Below are 20,601 nucleotides of genomic sequence, written 5' to 3'. Positions count from 1 at the left end.
AAACTTTAACCATAAAAACCCATTATTATGAATTTAGAAAGTAAAGTAAGAGGCTTAACTTTGGGAGCACAGGTTCTTCCGTTACACAAAGTCGCATCATCAGATTTGGGAGCTCTGGCTCCTCTTGTCGGTGTCTGGGAAAACATTCAGATTCCGGGAAGTGAGGCTCCTTCGGGCTGGAACACCATTTCCGTACCGGGACAGGACACGGGTTTTGTTTTCGAGGTCATCCCATATACAGAAACCTTAACCTTTAATCCGGTAGTCGTACAGGCAGGAAACAGAGGCCCTGTTGTAAAAGGACAGCAGGTTGAGCAGCTAATTTTCGGATTATTGTACGAACAGCAGATCGTAAGTGCTTGCGAAACAAGCTTCTGTAACGACAGAGGCTTTCCGAAAGGTTCAACCATACACGTAGAAACAGGTTTGTTTTTAAACATCGGGCAACCGAACGGAGGTTATACGATTGCAAGAATGTCGACCATTCCTCACGGAAATTCTTTATTGGCTCTGGGAAGTTCTTTTGATACAGAAAATCCGGGAACAAGTTTTTTTGATCCCGCTTCATCCATTCCTACGATGCTGAATGGAGGACCAATTACTCAACTGGGATATTCGGATCCCATCATCGGAAATCCTCAGTTTGCGGAATTTAATCAGGTAAACCCAAACGCTTTTCTTCAGTCTACTCTGGAAAGTCTGGTAGGTTCTACAGGAGGAGTAACCAACATGACGGTAATCGAGATGTCTACAAGCACTCCGGACGCTAATGGAGGAATTTTAAACATCCCTTTCATCCAGATGAATGTAAATGCGACCAAAATGGATGCTACCTTCTGGATTGAAGATATTACGGACAGTAATGGAAATGCAGATCAGATTCTTCAGTATTCGCAAACCATCAATCTTGTATTTCCGGCGACAGGTTCTGCACAGCCGATTAACTGGCCTCACGTAACGGTTAATACGATGAGAAAAAGACCAGAAACAGAGATGCAGTTCAGAAGCATGGATGAAAATGAAGCTTTTGATCCTACGGCAGGACTTACTCCAAGCGAAATTTAAATTTTGTCATTCCATAAAAAAACCTCCGGAGAAATCTGGAGGTTTTATTTTTACGCTGAGACAGCTTAAGAATTAAATGGTTAATCCATGTGTATTTTTCACCTGAGCCATTACAAAAGTACTGTGCGTGCTTCCGATGGACGGAACGGCTCCGAGAATATTAAAAACAAAGTTCTGGTATTGTTTCATATCTTTTACATAGACTTTTAGCAGAAAATCAAAATCTCCGGAAATACTGTAACATTCAGCTACTTCTTCGATTTCCATAATTTCTCTTTCAAATTCTACCGCCAGATAACTGTCGTTGCTTTTTAATTTTAACTGGCAGTATACGGTAAATCCTAAATTAAGCTTTTCAGCATCCAGAATGGCGGCATATTTCTTTACATATCCTTCCTGTTCTAATCGTTTTACCCGTTCAAAAACAGGAGAAGGAGAAAGGTTAACTTCTTTTGCCAGTTCTTTCACGGTTAATTTTGCATCACTTTGGAGTAATCTGAGTAACTGTAAGTCTTTACTATCGAGATGTTCCATAGAATATTATTCTTTTAGAGGTTATTATTTCTCCAAATATAAAGAATTATATTCTACATAATTACAATTTTAAAGTTTATTTTACTTAATTATACGATATTGATTGTTATTTTATTCTTAATATCTATTTTTACTCAAACCAAACACCAAGAATGAAGATACTGTTACAAAATATAATGACAACGACATACAAGTAAAAGGGAATATTTTATAGCGAGATCACTCTGATTAGGGAGTGGTCTCGTTTTGTAACCCTCGGTTTTTACTCTTTCAACCAATAAATATACATTTATCTGCTAATATTATAAAAAATATTTCAATTAAAAATATACGTTTTTAGTTAAAATAATCTTAGGGACTACAGTTGTACAAATCGTGCAACTGTTTTTTATTTCGCTAATTTTAATAAAATTTCCGGCTTATAAAACTTCTCAGTACAGCTTTAAGGGAATTATCAAAATCATTAAGATACTTCACATACACTAAAATTTCGGTATTAAAAAGAATATTATTCTATGAATAATTAAATTTTATTAACATTAAAGAAATTTTCACTTTTTATAATTAAAAATTAAGATTAATTTACTTATTTATCACAAAATTACCACAAACACATCTATTGTCCATAAATTTATAAGAAAAATATAATATATATTTCTTTTTTATATTTTAAATATTCCATTTCCTGTTTAGAATTTAAAAAATGATATCCGGGAACTGTACACAAAATGAAATTAAAGTTATCTCTGTAATTATTATTCACAGATTATATAAACTTTTAGCGCATGAAAAAAAGCTACTCATTTTTGTTATTTACTATTTTATCTTCATTTTCCAATCTCCTTTTTTCACAGACCTATCAGCTTACAGGAAATCCTGTTAATACCACCGGATGGACAATGGTAGCGCCTACTTCTGTGAATACAGATTTTATCCAGTTAACTCCGGATACCAATAACCAGTCAGGTTCCATCCGTCTGAATCAGCCCATTAACCTGAAATACTGCGATAAATGGAGGATAGAATTCGATTTCAGAATGGATTCTAACCAGACCGCAAATGGGGATGGTATCGCTTTCTGGTATCTTGCCAATCCTCCAGTAGCAAGTGTACTGGGTTCCGGTCTTGGCGTTTCTCAGAATGCAGTAGGATTTGTGGTAGGATTTGATACCTATAACAATACCACTACTGCCGTAATGAGCAAAGTTCACGTCGGTTACGGACAGATCGTCAACACAACAGACACCAACAATGTTGAATTTTTCAATGTTCCGGGAAGCTCTTTTCATTCTCCGGATATGAATACCACGCTTCCGTTTCAGGGAACGTCTTACAAACACGTAGAAGTGACCGCACAGGTAGATCCGGCAGCTCCGGCAAACTGGATTGTGAAAATTACCATCAACGGAAACCTCATCTGTAACCAGTCTTTTGCTCCTTCCGGAACTGCTGCTGCAATGACGGTCGGATATTTTGGTTTTTCGGCTTCCACAGGAGGAAACAGATCCAGACATTCCATTAAAAATGTAAAGGTTTATGTAGACAAGATCCCTTTATTACAGGGAGCTATTACGAAAAATATATGTCCGGATGTTACCGGAATGGCAACCGTGGACTTAACTTCTTTAAATTCTCAGCTTACTACCAATCCGAATAACTATACTTTTGCCTATTATACAGGTGGCTCTCCTATCACCAATCCTACCAATTTTCAATACAGTGCAGATACCAATGTATCGGTGGTAATTAAAGATCCTTCACAGGTTCTTTGCGACAACAACGATGCTACGATTGCTTTAAAAGTTGCTCCTACCGTTACCACCAACGATGCATCTTTGAGAACCTGCTTTCTGGAAAACAATCCGGCAACTGGGTTATTTAATTTAACAACAGCCTCAGTCATCAATACATCAGGTATTATTAAAAATTACTATCCGTCTTTAACCGACGCTGAAAATCAGACCAATGAAATTTCAGATCCTGTAAATTATATTGCGCCAAACGGAGTTGTATTCATCAGAGTAAGCAATTCTTTCGGCTGTTATGACATCGCAAAGGTGACTCTTGAAGTCATTCCGCCTGTATTTTCCAATGTTCTGGAAGATAAAATTATTTGCATGGAAGATAAAACAAACTTGGATGCAGGTCCCGGATTCACAGGCTATTTATGGAGTACAGGAGCAACCACCCAATCCATCAGTAATGTGGGCGTGGGAACATATTGGGTAAAACTTAAAACAGGACAGTGCGTGGCATTGCAGGAAGTAAAAGTATATGCATCGGAACAGCCCGTGATTTCCAGTATTGATATTAAAAATAATGAAGTTACGGTTCATGCAATCGGCGGTACGGTTCCTTATCAGTATTCATTAGACGGGATCAAATGGCAGGATTCTAACGAGTTTAAAAATATACCGAGAGGCGACATTAAAATTTTTGTAAAAGATGCTTATGACTGCGATCCTATTACTGTAAATATATTGGTTCCAAATCTGATTAATGTTATTACGCCTAACGGAGACGGAATAAATGATTTTATTGATTATTCTGCACTCGCCGGAAAACAAAATCTTGTTTTCAATATTTTCGACAGATATGGTGCACAGATTCATAAAGCCGACAAGTCTAATAAATACAAATGGGACGGAACCGCAAACGGAAGAAAAATATCTACCGGAAACTACTGGTACTCCGTATCATGGAATGAAAATGACAAGAAAAACACTCCTGTAAAATATTCAGGATGGATTCTTGTAAAAAACCGTGACTAAATAATTTAAAACAAACATTACCTTATAATTTTTTTAGCATGAATTTAAAATTACTTTCAAGAGCAATGTATGCGGGAGCCGTCTTGGCAGCTTCTACGGCAGCAGCTCAAAATTTCCAGCCAATGCTCATTTCATCCGGGCTTAATTCCGATGTTATTGCAAACGGAGTCGGATCTTCCGCAGTAACTACCTCCACCGATGTAGACGGCGTTTCATTCGCTTTTGTATCGAGAGATTTTCAACTGACTTCTTCCAGTACTCCCCTTACTTACGGTTTACCGAATGACGGCATTGTAAACAGTGTAGTTTCCACAACTCCGGGATTATCTTATAAATTAGCCAGTTACAGTGCAAACAATTCCCTGAAGCTGGCTAACCAGAATGACTCCGGCACAATAACTTTCTCAACGCCGATGGCAGCATTTAAATTATATATGCTTGCAACCAGCGGAAGCGGTGCTTCTACCGTTACGGTAACCGTTAATTTTACAGATAATACTTCACAAACCTTTACGGGAGTTGCGGTTTCAGACTGGTATAACGGAACCGGATTCGCAATACAGGGATTCGGAAGAATCAACAGAACAAACGACACTTTGGAATCAGGGAGCGGAACCAATCCGAGATTGTACCAGACATTGCTGACGTTAGATGCTGCCAATCAGACAAAGCCCATCCAAAGCATTACAATTACCAAAACATCAACCGCACAGGGTTACACTAATGTTTTTGCATTTTCAGCAGATGCTTATTCCACTTGTGCGCCTCCTACATTGAATGCGGTAGGAACTCTTACGGCAAATTCTGCAGCGGTTTCATGGACACCTGCAACGGGAACGACGGCTACCACGTATGATATTTACTACAGCACAACCAATACGCCTCCGGCTGCGGGAGCAACACCTAATCTTCCGGGAGTTTCGGGAACCTCAACTACAATTCCGGGTTTAAATCCTAATACCACCTATTATTATTGGGTAAGAGCAAACTGCAGCGGTGCAGCAAGCCAGAGTGCGTGGTCTTTTTCAGGTACATTCAAGACATTATGCGGAGCCATGACTTCTATGTTTGAGGATTTTGAATCTTATGCCACAGGAAACATTGTACCGGATTGCTGGGCAAGAATTATTGACACCAACGGAACCCAGACCATTACAACCACAACGCCGGCTTCAGGTGTAAGAAACATTTATCAGTACAGTACAACAACGCAAAATCCAACAACAGTTGTTCTTCCTCAGTTCAGCAATATTAATGCAGGAACACATTGGTTAAGATTAAAAGCAAGAGTAAGCACAGCGACAGGAACGCTGAATGTTGGATACGTTACGGATCCGGCAAACAGCTCAACATTTGTATTATTACAGGCTTTAAGCATCAGCAACACTACCTACGGTTCAACAAGCGAATATTCAGTGATCGTTCCTTCTTCAGTTCCTTCCAACGCAAGACTGGCGATCAGAAATACAGCAGACGGAAAATCTTACTATTACGATGATGTCTACTGGGAACCTCTTCCGTCATGTTTTGCTCCTTCTGCATTAACTTCGTCTAATGTTTTGGCAAACAGCGCAGGAATTTCATGGACGGCTCCGGCTTCTGCTCCGGCGGGCGGATATGAATATTATTACTCTACAAACAGCACTGCACCAACGGCAGCAACCACTGCATCTGGAACCAGTACAGCTACTTCAACAACCATCAACGGGCTTGCTCCGGCTACAACTTACAACATCTGGATAAGATCTGCATGCAGCAGCTCAAATAAAAGCACCTGGTGGGGACCTATCTCTGTTACAACGGCATGTGCCACATTATCTGCGCCATTTACCCAGACTTTTGACAATGCAGCCGTACCGAATTGCTGGACGAATACCAATCCGGGAAGTACCACAGCGAATCTTTTATGGAAATTTTCAGGAAGTGCCGATTATGGAGCCAATCTTGCCAATAACGGAAGAGCAGCAGGAACTTATGCATGGGTAGACGCAAGTTCTCCTTACAGCGGAACGGGAGCCAATACAGTACAACTGGTTACTCCTTCTATAAATTTAGCAGGATTAACGTCTCCTTATATTTCATTTGAATGGTTTAAAAATCATTCTACCTCTACAAGTACTACAGTGAGTCCTTCAACCTATGATAACAACAAACTTACAGTAGAAGTAAACAGCGGAAGCGGATGGGTTTCTCTATGGAGCGATACCTCCAATTCCAACCAATGGAGACCTGTAGGAATTCCTTTGCCTTCATCTTACATCGGGACAACCATTCAGGTGAGATTTACGGTAGATAAAAATGTAAATGGCAACGGTTATTTTTATGATGATGTATTACTGGACAATGTTGAGGTAAAACAGAACCCTGTTTTGGCTACAGGCGAAGTTTCAGCGGCTAAAAATGCAGTTAAAGTATATCCGAATCCTTTCAAAGATACCGTAAGCATTTCAGATATTGAAAAAGTAAAATCCGTGAGCATCAGCGATATTTCGGGAAGAATAATTAAAACTGTTGAAAACCCTTCAAAAGAAATTAATGTAAGCACATTAAATTCAGGATTATACCTGTTGATTATCCGATTGAAAGACGGTTCTCAATATACCGTAAAAGCAGTAAAAAATTAGGCAACTATACGCTACCTTAAACAAACCTAAAAATAAGTTGTATAAACTCATTTTAAATTTAACCGCAAAAGAGACAAAAGACTTTATGGGATTTATTTAAAGTATTTCAAAAGTCTGCAAAGAGAAAAAATCTTTGTTTTTTTTTAACTTGTGTGCTCTTTTTTCCATTTAAGTATTAAACTTAAAAAACTTAAGTGTTAAAATCTTATGCATCTTTTGCGGTAAAAAAAGTTTAGACAAGTTTAATATAAATACCAACGATGACAGTTGGTATTTTTTATTAATTTAAAATTTTACGAAATGGAAAATCAAAACGAAACTATTTTTAAAAAGAAGTTCGGTAAAGATGTTGAACAAATTATAAATATTTTAAAAGATAGAGGACTTAAAAACTTCAGAAATCCTACTTGAAGCAGTCATTGAGAGGTTCAGAAGTCTCCCCTTCGGTTAACAATTTATGAAAGTCTTCAATTTTCATTTCAACAGATATTGTAGAACCATCTGTAAGTTTTACAGTTATATAGTTTGCTCTACCACGAGATTCTTCGTGTACTGATGAAACACTAGCTGTATTAATGATAGCTTTTCCATTAAAGCCATCAAGCTCGATAAATTTAGTCATAATTTTATGTTTTTTAGTCATCAAATATACAAATAAACCATTTACATTTCGTATATCTAGAGAAATATTTATCGACCAAAAGGAAGCATTAGTTTTTAAATATGTTTGTATAAAGTAACTTATAATTACCAAAAATTAATTATTAATATTTACTTTCGCAGAGGTATGTAAAAATGCATCTGCTTCCAGAACCTTCGGAATTTCCGGAGGTTTTATTTTGGAAGTTCAGGCAGTGTTATTTTTTCCGTTTTAGAGGATAAAGTTTTTAAAAATGCTTCCAACTGTGAAATTTCTTCATCCGACAGCTCAAGCATTCTCACCATACCCGATTTTTGAGAATGCAAAGTAATTCCTTCATAAATGGTAGATCTTTTCTGAGAATATTCGGGATTTCCTTTGCTGTAAAATTCAATTACTTCTTTTAAACTTGTCATAGAACCGTTGTGCAAATAAGGTGCAGTTTTGGAAACCTCTCTTAAGCCCGGAACCCTGAATTTCCCTGCATCATCCGCAACTTTTGTCAGTGCATACCTTCCAAGATCCTCTCCTTTTTCGCCCAGTAAAGAAGTTCCCACATTTTCAAAACGGTTATTTGAAAAATATCCCGAATTGTGGCAGTTGATACACTGCGCTTTTGTTCTGAAAAGATGAAGCCCCATCAATTCATCATTGGTATATACTTCCGGCTTTCCGTCGATAAACGCATCAAACTTACTTGGAGAACTTTTTATCGTTCTTTCAAACGTGGCAATGGCTTTGGAAATGCGGTCTTTGGTAACAGTTTTATCGCCAAAAGCTTTTTCAAATAAAATCTCATAGCCTTTTATCTTTGCAATTTTTCCTGCCGCAATATCAATATGTTCACTCATTTCTCTCTGATCCTGAATCGGCATCTGCGACTGTTCTTCCAGAGATTTTGCTCTTCCGTCCCAAAATAGAGATCTTGCAAAGGCGGCATTCAGAATGGTCATTGCGTTTCGGGTTCCGAGCTGTCTGTCGTGCCCGAAAGAAACCGTTCTGCTGTCGCCCCATCCCAATTCCAGATCGTGACAGGAAGCACACGCAATCTGATTGGATTTTGAAAGTCTGGGATCGAAAAAAAGCGTTTTTCCCAAGAGTTCTTTTTCGGAAGAATAGGGATTATCTTTTGGAAATTCCACCTCCGGTAAATGTCCGATTTCCACAAAAGTTGGGGCAGATTCGGGATCAAGAACAGGTTTTGGCCATTGTGAAGAATCACCTGAAGAATATAGTTTTCTCAGATTATCCAAGAATGTGTTTTTCTGATTGATTTCTTTTTGAACCTTACTGTTTAAGCAGTTGTTTAAAAGCGAAACCAAAAGAAATAAGATCAAAATCCAACTTAAAATATTCTTCACGATTATCCGGAGTTTTAGCAAAAATAGGATATTTAATTGTTTTTTAGAATACTTTAAATTCATCTACAAAACAAACTTGTTTACCTTAATAGCAATAATCACAGCAACGACGAAAAATATTCATTAAATACGGTATTGTCTTAAGGTACAAAGATTTTATCTGCGATAAAAATTAAGCATCAATCCTTATTGAAAATCTTTGATTTTCTTGCGCCTTAAAGATTTGAGACTAATAAAAATCCTGCGCGTTTGCGTTTTCCAATAAGACTATTTTTATTTTAAAAAGTTTAAACAAACTCAACATTTAAAATTTTTACTTTGAAATCTTTTGTAAAGTCTTTCTTTAAAAAAGTCCGCACAGATTCAATTAGAATACAAAAAAGTAATTTAAAATAAAATGCTAAAAAACTCTATGGAGTTTTATCTGTGTAGAAATCATATTGAGCGTATGTTCGGCGTTCCGTAGGAACGCTATCTTTATAAAAGACATTGTATTACAGATATCAATTCTATGAAAAATCTTTACTTTAAACAACTTAAAAGTCTAAACCATTTTATTTAAATTTCAAAAAAATCATGTTTTCTTAAAAATTTTAAGCCAATAAAAATCTTTAAAATCCGTTTTTCACATGAACTTTTACCGAACGTTGCCAAAGTTCAGATTAAAGCATTAATTTTATACTCTCTTCACATACAGGAGATGTAATAATTTATATTTAACGAATTATTCAAATAATAAACAAACTTACATGCAGACATTATCATTTAAAATTGCCACTACCGCAGCAGCAATTTGTTTCAGTACGGCAGTTTTTGCCCAGCAGAAATATTCTGTGAGCGGTACTGTGAAAGATAAGAAAAACGGAGAGCTTCTGATTGGCGTTACGGTGAAAGTTGCTGAAGATCCTACGATTGCTGTGGTAGCCAATGATTACGGTTTCTACTCGCTTTCTCTTCCCAAAGGAAATTATACTTTGATGATCTCTAATCCCGGGTTTAAAGATTTTACGAAAAGTATTACCGTAGAAGATAATATCAAGCAGGATCTGGAACTGAGTTCCGGAGAAAACGAAGCGGAAGAAAGAACCGGAAAAATAGATGAGGTGGTAATTTCAGGGGTAAAAAAAGATAAAAATCTTACTTCTGCACAGATGGGAACCGAAACCTTAAGCATTAAAAATATTGAAAAACTTCCCGTTCTGTTTGGAGAAAAAGATGTTCTGAAAACCATACAGCTTCTTCCCGGAATCAAAAGCAACGGCGAAGGAAACAGCGGATTCAGTGTAAGAGGCGGTGCGACAGATCAGAATCTGATCTTACTGGATGAAGCAGCCGTTTATAATGCGTCCCATTTGCTCGGATTTTTCAGTACGTTCAACAGCGATGCGCTGAAAGATGCAAGCATCATCAAAGGAAACAGTCCTGCTCAATACGGAGGAAGACTTTCTTCGGTTCTGGATGTGAAAATGAAGGACGGAAACAATAAAGAATACAATTTAAACGGAGGATTGGGATTAATCAGCAGCCGACTGAGCGTGGAAGGTCCTATTCAGAAGGAAAGATCTTCTTTCATTGTTTCGGGAAGAAGAACGTATGCCGATGTTTTTCTAAAAGCAACAGACGATTTCAAAGACAGCAAATTATATTTTTATGATCTGAACTTAAAAGCCAATTATCAGATCAATGAAAACAACCGCTTGTATTTATCCGGTTATTTCGGACGTGATGTTTTGGGATTAGGCGATACTTTTTCAAGCGACTGGGGAAATACGACGGCTACCCTAAGATGGAACAGCATCATCAGCAGCAAATTATTCTCCAATACTTCATTAATTTACAGCAACTACAATTATAACGTCAGCTTAAGCAGCAATAACAATACTTTCGGACTGAGTTCCAAGATTGAAGACTGGAACCTGAAACAGGATTTTTCATGGTTTGCTGGGAATAAGCATTCGGTGAAGTTTGGTTTGCAGTCTATTTATCATACGATTACACCAAGCAGTGCTTCCGGAACAAGTGTGAGCAGCTATCCAAGAAATCCGAGATATTCCTGGGAAAATGCTTTCTATATTAATGATGATTTTAAAGCTACCGAAAAACTGACGATCAACTACGGAGCCAGACTTTCCCTGTTCAGCGTTTTGGGAGGTGATGTGTTTAACACCTATGAAAACGGAGTTCTTACAGATTCTGAATTTGTTGAAAAAGGAAAATTCGGGAAAACATACGTTAATGTAGAACCGAGAATTACGGCAAACTACAGAATTAACGAAGTAAGCAGTATTAAAGGAGGCTATTCCAGAAATACTCAGAATTTACACCTTTTAAGCAACAGCGGAAGCGGAAATCCTACGGATCAGTGGATTGGAAGCAGCTTTACGGTAAAGCCTGAAATTGCAGATCAGGTAAGTTTGGGCTACAGCCGAAATTTCAGCAACAACAATTATGAAATCAATACTGAAATCTACTACAAGTCTCTTCAGAATCAGATCGATTATAAAAACGGAGCCCAGATTACTTTCGATACAGCGGCAGATGTAGAAAGCGAACTGCTGTTCGGAAAAGGAAGAGCCTACGGATTTGAAATCATCGCCAAAAAGAAAAGCGGAAGATTAACCGGATGGATTTCCTATACCTTATCCAAAACGGAGAGAAAAATCGACGGAATCAATAATAATGAATGGTACAACGCGAGACAGGATAAAACGCATGATCTTTCAGTTGTTGCCACTTATCAGCTGAATCCGAAATGGACTTTTTCAGGGCTTTTTGTGTACAGCACCGGAAATGCAGTTACATTCCCGACCGGAAAGTATGAACTGAACGGACAGACGGTTTTCCAGTACAGCAGCAGAAATGCAGACAGAATGCCTGCTTACCACAGACTGGATTTTAATGCAACGTACGAACCTGTAAACAACAAACGCTTTAAAGGATCATGGTCTTTCGGAATTTATAATATTTACGGCAGAGAAAATGCTTACACCATCACTTTTGAAGACAATCCGGATAAGCCGGGAACAACGCGCGCAATGCAGACTGCCCTGTTCAGATGGGTTCCAAACATTACGTATAATTTCAAATTTTAATTCATGAAAAATATATTTTTAATCATACTGTCTTTATTTTTAGTCACTTCCTGCGAAAAAGAAATAGATCTTGATCTCGAAGATCAGAGCGGACAGATTGTGATCGAAGGAAACATTACCGATCAGGCAGGACCTTATTTTGTAAAGATTACCAAATCCGTAGCCTTTACACAGGCGAACCAATATCCTGCTGTGACGAATGCGCAGGTTGTTTTGAGTGACAATACCGGACAGACGGAAACACTTCAGTATGCCGGAAACGGAAATTATAAAACGTCCACCTTTGTGGGACAGCCCGGAAGAATTTATACGTTAACCATTAATGCAGAAGGAAAACAATATACCGCACAGAGTACAATGCCGCAGGCTGTTTCTTTTGACGGTCTGGAGCAGGATTCTTTCCTTGTGGCAGGACAGACGAGCTATACGCTTCTGCCGCTTTTCACAGATCCGGCAACTTTAGGAAATCGTTATCTGTTTGTGTATACCGTAAACAGCAATCCGAAAAAATTCTTCTCCGAATTTTCCGATAATGTGAACAACGGATTACCGAACCAGAGACCTCTTCTGCTTCCTAACGATGACAGCAACGCGAATGATATTAAAGTGGTTGCAGGAGATGTGATCCATGTAGAAATGCAGTGTATTGATGATAAAGTGTATACCTATTATTCTGCCCTTCTACAGCTTTCAGGAAGCGGTCCCGGCGGAGGAATTACTCCCGCCAATCCGCCAAGCAACATCAGCAACGGCGCTTTGGGCTATTTTTCAGCACATACTGTAAGAACAAGAACCGCTGTTATTCAGTAAAAATTAAATAAAAGCTATCTGTACTTTCCGGATAGCTTTTTTTAGCTTCTGTAAACAATTGACCTTTCAGCCTTTAAAAATTTATTATAGAATTAATACGATGTGATGTAACAAATATTCTCTTTACGGTGTCTTATGTAGGAAACATAGTTTTTTTACATGAAAAATATTTTGATACCGATTGCCTTTTTAGCGGGCATATTTACATTTGCACAGGCTGAAAAGGATACTCTAAAATCTAAGGAGAAGGCTATTGAAGGAGTTACCGTAACGGTAAGAAAACCAACCATTGAATCCAAAGTAGACAGAACCGTTTTTAATGTTTCCAACAGCTCTATTCTCGCAGGAAACACGACTTGGGACGTCTTGAGAATGACTCCGCTGGTAAGTATTGATAACAATGATGCCATAAAAGCTGAAGGAGAAACCGTAACCGTTTACATCAACGACAGGAAGTCTGTTTTTACAGGAAAGGAACTGAAAGAATACCTGAAAACCATTCCTGCGGATAATCTGATGAAAATTGAGGTGATTACAAGTCCGTCTTCGCGATATGAAGCAACAGGATCTGTCATCAATATTGTATTGAAAAAGCGTGATGATGAAGGAATTAAAGGAAGTGTTACCTTAAACAACAGACAGAACACCAAAAACTCTCAGTATACCAACCTGAATTTAAATTATCACCGTAAAAGCTTTACACAGACCTTCATCGGAAGCTACAGCGACAATACCAACGTACAGAGCAATTCCAGTCTTTATAAAGTGGATGCAGAAAATTCTGAAACCTACAGAAATTCTAAAACCATAGGAAGATACAAAAGTCCTTCCCTTTCTTCAACTTCAGAATTTGAACTGAATAATAAAAATACAGTAGGAGTAATTCTCGAATATTACCAAAGCAACTCTTCTTCCAATACCGATGCAGACGGATTGAGAAATGTTAACGGACTCTTCGAAAATTCTTATCTTCAGAACCAAAATTCTACGGGACTTAACAGAAACTTCGGCTCCAATATTTTTTATAAATGGTATGATAAGGAAAAGAATAAAATCCTTGACATTAATTTGGGTTCCAATTATTACGGACAGTCGAGCGACGATTATTTTGTAAAAAATATGGTGTACAAATCCAAACCGGATGAAAAACAGGAAATAGGAGTTCTTACAGATACCGAAAACAGAAATTATTACATGAAAGTAGATTACACGCAGCCTATCGGAAAAGAAGGCGGAAATTTTGAAGTCGGCGGTAAGATCGATTTCAATAATAATGTGATCCCAAACAGCTTATACGGCAATATGCTTACAGGACTAAGTTCCGGAGATGTTTTCCACTATGAAGACAACATCAGTTCCCTGTACGCCAACTACAGCAAAACATTCTTCAAAAAGCTGGAAACCAGGATCGGACTCCGTTATGAATACATCGATTATAAAATACGTCAGGATAATGCAGGAACTTCGAGAAGAGATTCTTACGGAAAACTGCTGCCCAATATTTTATTGAAATATTCTTTTTCAGACAATTATGATTTAAGCTTAACGTATAACAAAAATATCTGGAGACCGTGGTATGCGGAATTCAATCCGTTCATGATCCCGAACAGCGACGGATTCTACAGCCGTGGAAGCATCGATCTGGAACCTAACCCAAGCGACAGGGTTTATATGAAGTTAGGCATTCATAAAAAATACTTTATCTCTGCGAGATATATGTTTACCGATCAGGATTACTGGACCAATTATGTAACGGGAACGATTAATGATATCAACGGAAATCCTCAAAACATCACCATTACGCAGCCCTCCAACTTTTTCGGGAAAGTGCATAAGTATTACGTTTTTGCCAATACGAACCAGACTTTTTTCAAAAATAAATTTACGGTGAATCTTGGTTTAGGATGGTATTATATTGACAACAGCGATTTTAACAAGAAAAACGGTTTGGAAAATGCCAATAATTACATCAGCTATCTGAGTGCTTCCACCAACCTTACCTATACGAATCTGTTTAATAAAAATATCAATCTGAGCGCATGGGTAGAAGTGTCTAACCAGAACAACGGAAATTCCACGACGAACAAAGCAAACGTCTTTCATAATATTTCAGCCACAAAGATATTCCCGAAAACCCAGATGGAAGTCAGCCTTCAGCTCATGAATATTTTCCAGAGACCGAATTATGATGCAACCACTTTTGTGCAGGGAGGAACTTTCCGAAATGCTTCGAAATGGGACTGGTACGGAGCATCTATTTCATTTGTAAAACGTTTCGGAAACCAGAAAGTAAAAGAAAATACCAAAACCGATGTTGAGAAAAACGGCGGCGGCGGAAAATAATTTTAATGTTAAATTTTAGTACGGACGATGGATGAATTTTCATTGTCCGTTTTTTTTATTGAATTTATTTCAACTTTTTTAAAACAAAAATATTCTTTTTGGAAAACGCAAAGACGCAGGATTTTTATTCGTCTCAAATCTTTAAGGCGCAAGAAAATCGAAGATTTTCAATAAAAATTGATGCTTAATTTTATCGCAGATAAAATCTTTGCGCTTTAAGACAAGACGGTATTTAATGAATATTTTGCGTCATTGCGATGGTTGCTATCAAATATTATAAACTTCTAATTTACTCTAATTTTCACGCTCCCAACGTCAAATTGTATGTTCTGATATCGGGATACGTTGTGTATGGTTTCGGATACGTTCTCTACTCTTTCGAAGACGTTAAATAATGGTTTGGATACGTTATTCAACATGTCCGTTGAGGCTTTTGATGCGTCCGTTGAGGTCTTGAAGATCTCGTGATACGTCATGTAGATCTCGCGACACGTTTTATATCAATACGAAGATGTGAAAGACCATTCCGGAAGAGTAAAATACGTCTACGAATCTTTCCGTAACCTATCCAGATGATTGAATAACGTATCGGGATCGATGGATAACCTCATTGGAATATTAAAAGACGTGTTGATTGAGGTTTAATAGATATTGAGCAGAGATTGTTCTATGGTGCTTTTTTAAAAACACTAATTTCGCTGAGATTGGTTTAAAATTTATGAGAATATTTTTCGAGCGCAACGGCGTGAAACTCAGCTAATGATAATCATGGTTTTAGATCTCTGAAATTTTATTTCGTTTTAAGTTTTGGCTAAAGCCATTTTATTTCGCAAAACTATTTAAATGGGCTAAAGCCCATTCCTATTGATAATTTGTATTGATTTTGAATTGAACTCACGTTAATTTTAATCATCACATTTAACGTTCTTTTTTGAAAACGCTAAGCTCGCTGAGGTTGCTTTGAAATTTATGAGAATATTTTTCCGAGAGCAAATTCTTGAAAATCAGCTAATGATAATGATGATTTTTAAATCTCTGAAATTTTTATTTCACTTTAAGTTTTGGCTAAAGCCATTTAATTTCGCAAAACTATTTGAATGGGCTAAAGCCCATTCCTATTGATAATTTGTATTGATTTTGAATTGAACTCATGTTAATTTTCATCATTACACTTAACATTCTTTTTTGAAAATGACAAGTCTGTTAAAGTCTTTTATATTATCATTTTTTTCGATTTAAGTATTAAACTTAAAGTTAAAATCTTTCGCTTCTTTTGCGATAAAAAAGTTTAGACAAGTTTTATAATAAAAAAGCCGGAAAAAGATGAAATATCTTTTTCCGGCGTTGATTCTTAAAAAATCTTTTGAAATTACTGTTTACGGATTCGATAGAGTCTGCCTCCGTCCGTCACTGCATATAAATTGCTATCTGTTCCCTGTGTAATATCTCTGAAACGCTGGTTTTCGTTTGAAAGAAGTCTTTCTTCGCCTATTACTTTGTTGTTTTCCATAACCAGTCTCGCGATATGCATTCCGCTTAGGGAAGCTACGAAAAGATTGTTTTGCCACTCCGGAATGGTGTTTCCTTTATAAAAAGTAATTCCGCTTGGCGAAATTACAGGATCCCAGTAATAAACCGGCTGTTCCATTCCTGCCTGCTGCTGAATTCCTGCGCCAATGGTGGCTCCGCTGTATTCAATTCCGTAAGTGATGGTAGGCCAGCCGTAATTTTTGCCACCTAAAACCCTGTTGATCTCATCCCCTCCTCTCGGTCCGTGTTCACTCTGCCATAATTCTCCGGTTACAGGATGGATGGCAATTCCCTGAGGGTTTCTGTGTCCGATGCTGTATAATTCCGGCAACGCCCCCGATTGTGAAAACGAAGGATTCCCGGGTGCGGGTTGACCACTGGTTGTAATTCTCAGGATTTTGCCTAAAGCTGCTGTTACAGACTGTGCAAGAGGTCTTGTGGAAAGATCAGAACGTTCTCCCGTACTTACAAACAGATTCCCTGTATTATCAAAAACAATTCTTCCGCCGTAGTGAAGATTTCCGACATTGGCAGAAGGATTTGCCCTGTAAATTACGGTCGGATTTTCTATTGTTGTCTCTGAATTTGACAGTCTTCCTTTTGCCACAGAAGTTATATTTCCGCCTGAAACATTTTCAGAGAATACCCAATACACCATTCTGTTGGAAGTAAACTGTGGATCTACACAAAGTCCAAGCAATCCTCCCTGTCCTCCTGAATTTACGGAAGGAAGCCCGGTAATGGCATTGCTTAAGGTTCCGGTACTGCTTACGATTCTCATGGTTCCCGCTTTTTCGGTGATAAGCAGCCTGCCATCCGGCAAAGCTGTAATTCCCCAAGGGGAAGCCAGAGCTGAAGTTACCACTTCACTTACATACGGTGTGGAAGTTTTTGCACCATTCGCTCTCGTCTGTCCTGCAAAAGCCGGCTGATAATTCGTATTGGCAGCATTGGATTCTACCGGAGGAAGCGAGGGACCGTTATTTTCTTCGATGGTATCCGAACAGCTTGCCATTACCAGCGAAGCAGCAACCAGTACATGATAGGTTCTTATTTTCATATTTCGAAATTTTGGTGTTTCTGTGTGAGTTTTGTTTTGTGCAACAAATTACTTGCCGTAAATCCCGAATTGGTGGCAATTTATCAATACGATTCAATCGGTTGCACTGTTTCAGGGGATTTCTTACATTTTAAATAATGATTAAGAAAATTTTAAGTTTAAAAAATAAAGTATGGCATGAATATTATTGCATTATAATAAACACGTTGAAGATGGAAAACCTGTTAGCCAATAAAGATTTAATAAACAAGTATTTAAAATTAGTCATTAAACAGCAATTCAATACAGAAATTGATTTGAGAGGAGAATATACATTTACCGAAAATCTGGTTTCCAAAAAACCGATTATTGCCACTACTTTCTCGGAAAAAATTCTTTCGCAGCCCGATATAAAAATGGTTTTGACATCTGTAATCACAGAAATAAATATCGGAGTCTGTACAACAGAACAAATGCAGAAAGCAGTTGAAATTTATCCTGAAACCGATTCGAGGGAAATGCAGGAAATTGTTTAAATAAAACACCCTGTACATCTTTGTACAGGGAGTTTTATTTTTTGAGAGAATTACTTTAAATTTTTCGAATATTACTGCAGATACTGTGCAACTTTATCTTCTAAATCTTCAAGATTGAAAGGTTTGGCAACATAATCATCCGCCTGAGCTTCCTGCGCCAGAGCTACAATGTCGTTATTTGCCGTTACATAAATCACGGGAATGCTTTTAAATTCCTGATGATTTTTCAGAAGCCTTGTTGCTTCCACTCCACCAATTTTGGGAATCCAATTATCCATAAGAATGACATCGGGCTGGAACTGCTCTACTTTCTCCAAAATATCATGTGAAGTTTCCGAAATTTCGACCTGATAACCATTTTCTTCAAAAATGATGGTGATGACTTCCAAAATAGTTTTATCATCATCAAAAATCAAAATTTTCTTCTTGCTCATATCTATTTAACTTTAGTTAGGGGTTATATTTTTATAACTGATTGATGTACTCTGCCAGATTATCGGGCTTTATAATCAGATCAAAATTAATTTCTTCCACAGCGTGTTTCGGCATATAATCTACTTCTGCGGTTTCGGGATCCTGAATCCAGACTTTTCCGTTGTTTTTTTTGATGTATGCCAAACCTTCCACACCATCTGCATTGGCTCCGGAAAGCAGTACGCCGATCATCCGGTCGCCATAAATCTCCGCCGCAGATTTAAAGGTTACATCTATGGAAGGACGGGAATAGTTCATCTTTTCCGAGCTGTCCAGAGACATGATGTTTTTATTTTCGAATAATAAATGGTAATCTGCCGGAGCGATATAGATTGTATTATTCTGAATTTCTGTTTTATCTTCGATCTCAATAACCGGGATAGGCGAAAACTGCTGCAGCAAAGTCTGCAGGATATTGTTGGAATGTGCTTTTCTGTGAACCACCAGCAGAATGGTAAAATCCAGCTTTTCGTTTATTTTTTTAATCATTTCCAGAATCACCTGCAAACTTCCTGCGGATCCTCCGATAACGATCAGTTCGATATTTGTATTATTCGTTCTCATGATAAAACAGCTTACTGATGATCTACTTTTTTCCAGATCTTCTGATCATCCACCTGATTATAATTTTTATCTAATTTAGAAAATCTAAGGGTTTCTTTTGCGCCCAAAGCCAAAAAACCTAAATTTTCCAGACTGTTATCAAAAAGACGGAAGACTCTTTCCTGAAGACCGCGATCGAAATAGATAAGAACATTTCGGCAGATAATAAGCTGAAAACTGTTGAAAGAACTGTCGGAAACGAGATTATGGGTAGAAAGGATCAGCTTTTCCTGAAGGCTTTTATCAAATTTCACACTGTCGTAATTGGCTGTATAATAATCTGAAAAATCCTTTTTCCCGCCCGATAAAATATAGTTTTCAGAATACAGCTTCATCTGCTGCAAAGGAAAAACTCCTGCTCTTGCTGTTTCCAGAACGGAAGGATTAAGATCTGTCCCGTAAATTAAAGATTTATGGTAAAGATTTGCCTCTTTAAGCAAAATAGCCATTGAGTAGGCTTCTTCTCCGGTAGAACATCCCGCCACCCAGATTCTGATGAGCGGATAGGTTCCCAACTGCGGAAGAATTTTCTCCCGTAATGCTTTAAAAAACTGAGGATCGCGGAACATTTCCGTTACATTCACGGTAATTTCTTCGATGAATCTTTTCAGGTATTCCGGATCATTAAGTATTGTATATCTTAACTCTGCAAAGCTTGTAAATCTGTCGATCAGGCATATGCGGTTCACCCTGCGCTTGAAGGAAGCGCGGCTGTACTCGGAGAAATCGTAGCCGTACATATCGTAGACATCTTTAATAAGATATTCTACTTCTTCATCTTTTACAATACTTGGTTCCAGCATTTACGATAATTTTTCTATAGCGTTCATTAAAAGGTCTACATCTATCGGCTTTGAAACATAGTCTGCAGCTCCTGCATCCAGACATTTCTGGCGGTCTTCAGGCATTGCCTGCGCGGTAACTGCAATTACGGGAATATTGCTGATAGAAGGTGTATTTTTGATCATCTTTATGGCTTCATACCCATCCATTTCCGGCATCATCATGTCCATTAAAACTACATCAAAATGGTTGTCTTTATTTAAAACTTCAATGGCTTCCTGAGCCATTGTACTGCTTTCAATGTGATATCCTCTGGCTTTCAGGGTGAGCTTTAAAGCAAATATATTGCGCGGATCATCGTCCACGATAAGAATTTTTTTATTCATCAGAATTTTA

General features: G+C 37.8%; 15 protein-coding genes. 7 read left to right on the top strand and 8 right to left on the bottom strand.

All coding sequences use genetic code 11. From position 1 onward, the window contains the following. The first annotated feature begins 27 nt into the window (after nucleotides 1-27). Nucleotides 28-1,065, top strand: coding sequence for a heme-binding protein (locus PFY09_RS01260; RefSeq protein WP_271161141.1), 1,038 nt, complete (start codon nucleotides 28-30; stop codon nucleotides 1,063-1,065). A gap of 72 nt (nucleotides 1,066-1,137) precedes the next feature. Here the strand turns inward: PFY09_RS01260 and PFY09_RS01255 are convergent, their stop codons facing one another. Beyond that, nucleotides 1,138-1,599: an Lrp/AsnC family transcriptional regulator gene (locus PFY09_RS01255; RefSeq protein ID WP_076390444.1), complete on the bottom strand. Its 462-nt coding sequence runs from the start codon at nucleotides 1,597-1,599 to the stop codon at nucleotides 1,138-1,140. 785 nt (nucleotides 1,600-2,384) lie between these two features. Between PFY09_RS01255 and PFY09_RS01250 the strand changes: the two genes are divergently transcribed. Both PFY09_RS01250 and PFY09_RS01245 read left to right on the top strand, forming a co-directional pair. Next, nucleotides 2,385-4,370, top strand: coding sequence for a T9SS type B sorting domain-containing protein (locus tag PFY09_RS01250; protein WP_271161140.1), 1,986 nt, complete (start codon nucleotides 2,385-2,387; stop codon nucleotides 4,368-4,370). A 38-nt stretch (nucleotides 4,371-4,408) separates the two neighbouring features. Next, nucleotides 4,409-6,994, top strand: a complete 2,586-nt coding sequence (locus PFY09_RS01245; RefSeq protein WP_271161139.1) for a T9SS type A sorting domain-containing protein — start codon at nucleotides 4,409-4,411, stop codon at nucleotides 6,992-6,994. A gap of 403 nt (nucleotides 6,995-7,397) precedes the next feature. Here the strand turns inward: PFY09_RS01245 and PFY09_RS01240 are convergent, their stop codons facing one another. After that, nucleotides 7,398-7,616 carry a hypothetical protein gene (locus PFY09_RS01240; RefSeq protein WP_139326077.1) on the bottom strand — a complete coding sequence of 73 codons (219 nt, stop codon included), beginning with the start codon at nucleotides 7,614-7,616 and terminating at the stop codon, nucleotides 7,398-7,400. 212 nt (nucleotides 7,617-7,828) lie between these two features. Next, nucleotides 7,829-8,995 (bottom strand): cytochrome-c peroxidase, encoded by a 1,167-nt coding sequence (locus tag PFY09_RS01235; RefSeq protein ID WP_271161138.1) that lies wholly within the window; start codon nucleotides 8,993-8,995, stop codon nucleotides 7,829-7,831. 749 nt (nucleotides 8,996-9,744) lie between these two features. On the opposite strand from PFY09_RS01235, the gene PFY09_RS01230 reads away from it, so the two are divergent. The 3 genes from PFY09_RS01230 to PFY09_RS01220 all read left to right on the top strand — a co-directional run bounded on the left by PFY09_RS01230 (nucleotide 9,745) and on the right by PFY09_RS01220 (nucleotide 15,240). Next, nucleotides 9,745-12,087 carry a TonB-dependent receptor gene (locus PFY09_RS01230; protein ID WP_271161137.1) on the top strand — a complete coding sequence of 781 codons (2,343 nt, stop codon included), beginning with the start codon at nucleotides 9,745-9,747 and terminating at the stop codon, nucleotides 12,085-12,087. Between the two features lie 3 nt (nucleotides 12,088-12,090). Continuing rightward, the gene (locus PFY09_RS01225; RefSeq protein WP_185205625.1) at nucleotides 12,091-12,897 is read left to right on the top strand and encodes a DUF4249 domain-containing protein; all 807 of its coding nucleotides are present in this window, start codon (nucleotides 12,091-12,093) and stop codon (nucleotides 12,895-12,897) included. A gap of 159 nt (nucleotides 12,898-13,056) precedes the next feature. Next, entirely contained in the window at nucleotides 13,057-15,240 is a 2,184-nt protein-coding gene (locus tag PFY09_RS01220) for an outer membrane beta-barrel protein (RefSeq protein ID WP_271161136.1), read from the top strand. Nucleotides 15,241-16,609: 1,369 nt separating this feature from the next. Here the strand turns inward: PFY09_RS01220 and PFY09_RS01215 are convergent. Continuing rightward, a complete protein-coding gene (locus PFY09_RS01215; protein WP_271161135.1) occupies nucleotides 16,610-17,830 on the bottom strand; it encodes a PQQ-dependent sugar dehydrogenase in 1,221 nt (406 codons plus the stop codon). 212 nt (nucleotides 17,831-18,042) lie between these two features. On the opposite strand from PFY09_RS01215, the gene PFY09_RS01210 reads away from it, so the two are divergent. Beyond that, entirely contained in the window at nucleotides 18,043-18,345 is a 303-nt protein-coding gene (locus PFY09_RS01210; protein WP_123906934.1) for a hypothetical protein, read from the top strand. Nucleotides 18,346-18,416: 71 nt separating this feature from the next. Here PFY09_RS01210 and PFY09_RS01205 read toward each other — a convergent pair whose 3' ends face one another. Genes PFY09_RS01205 through PFY09_RS01190 form a run of 4 tightly spaced genes read right to left on the bottom strand, consistent with a single transcriptional unit; the run spans nucleotide 18,417 to nucleotide 20,591 of the window. Then, nucleotides 18,417-18,779, bottom strand: coding sequence for a response regulator (locus PFY09_RS01205; RefSeq protein ID WP_108409457.1), 363 nt, complete (start codon nucleotides 18,777-18,779; stop codon nucleotides 18,417-18,419). A 31-nt stretch (nucleotides 18,780-18,810) separates the two neighbouring features. Beyond that, nucleotides 18,811-19,383 (bottom strand): chemotaxis protein CheB, encoded by a 573-nt coding sequence (locus PFY09_RS01200; protein ID WP_271161134.1) that lies wholly within the window; start codon nucleotides 19,381-19,383, stop codon nucleotides 18,811-18,813. A gap of 11 nt (nucleotides 19,384-19,394) precedes the next feature. Further along, on the bottom strand, nucleotides 19,395-20,225 hold the full coding sequence (locus tag PFY09_RS01195) for a CheR family methyltransferase (RefSeq protein WP_214589554.1): 831 nt from the start codon (nucleotides 20,223-20,225) through the stop codon (nucleotides 19,395-19,397). Then, nucleotides 20,226-20,591 (bottom strand): response regulator, encoded by a 366-nt coding sequence (locus tag PFY09_RS01190; RefSeq protein ID WP_076390456.1) that lies wholly within the window; start codon nucleotides 20,589-20,591, stop codon nucleotides 20,226-20,228. Nucleotides 20,592-20,601 lie beyond the last annotated feature (10 nt).

The sequence above is a fragment of the Chryseobacterium gambrini genome, assembly GCF_027920505.1.
Classification (GTDB): Bacteria; Bacteroidota; Bacteroidia; order Flavobacteriales; family Weeksellaceae; genus Chryseobacterium; species Chryseobacterium gambrini.
The sequence above is the reverse complement of the archived record's forward strand: the minus strand, read 5'-3'. Positions and strand labels throughout refer to the sequence as shown.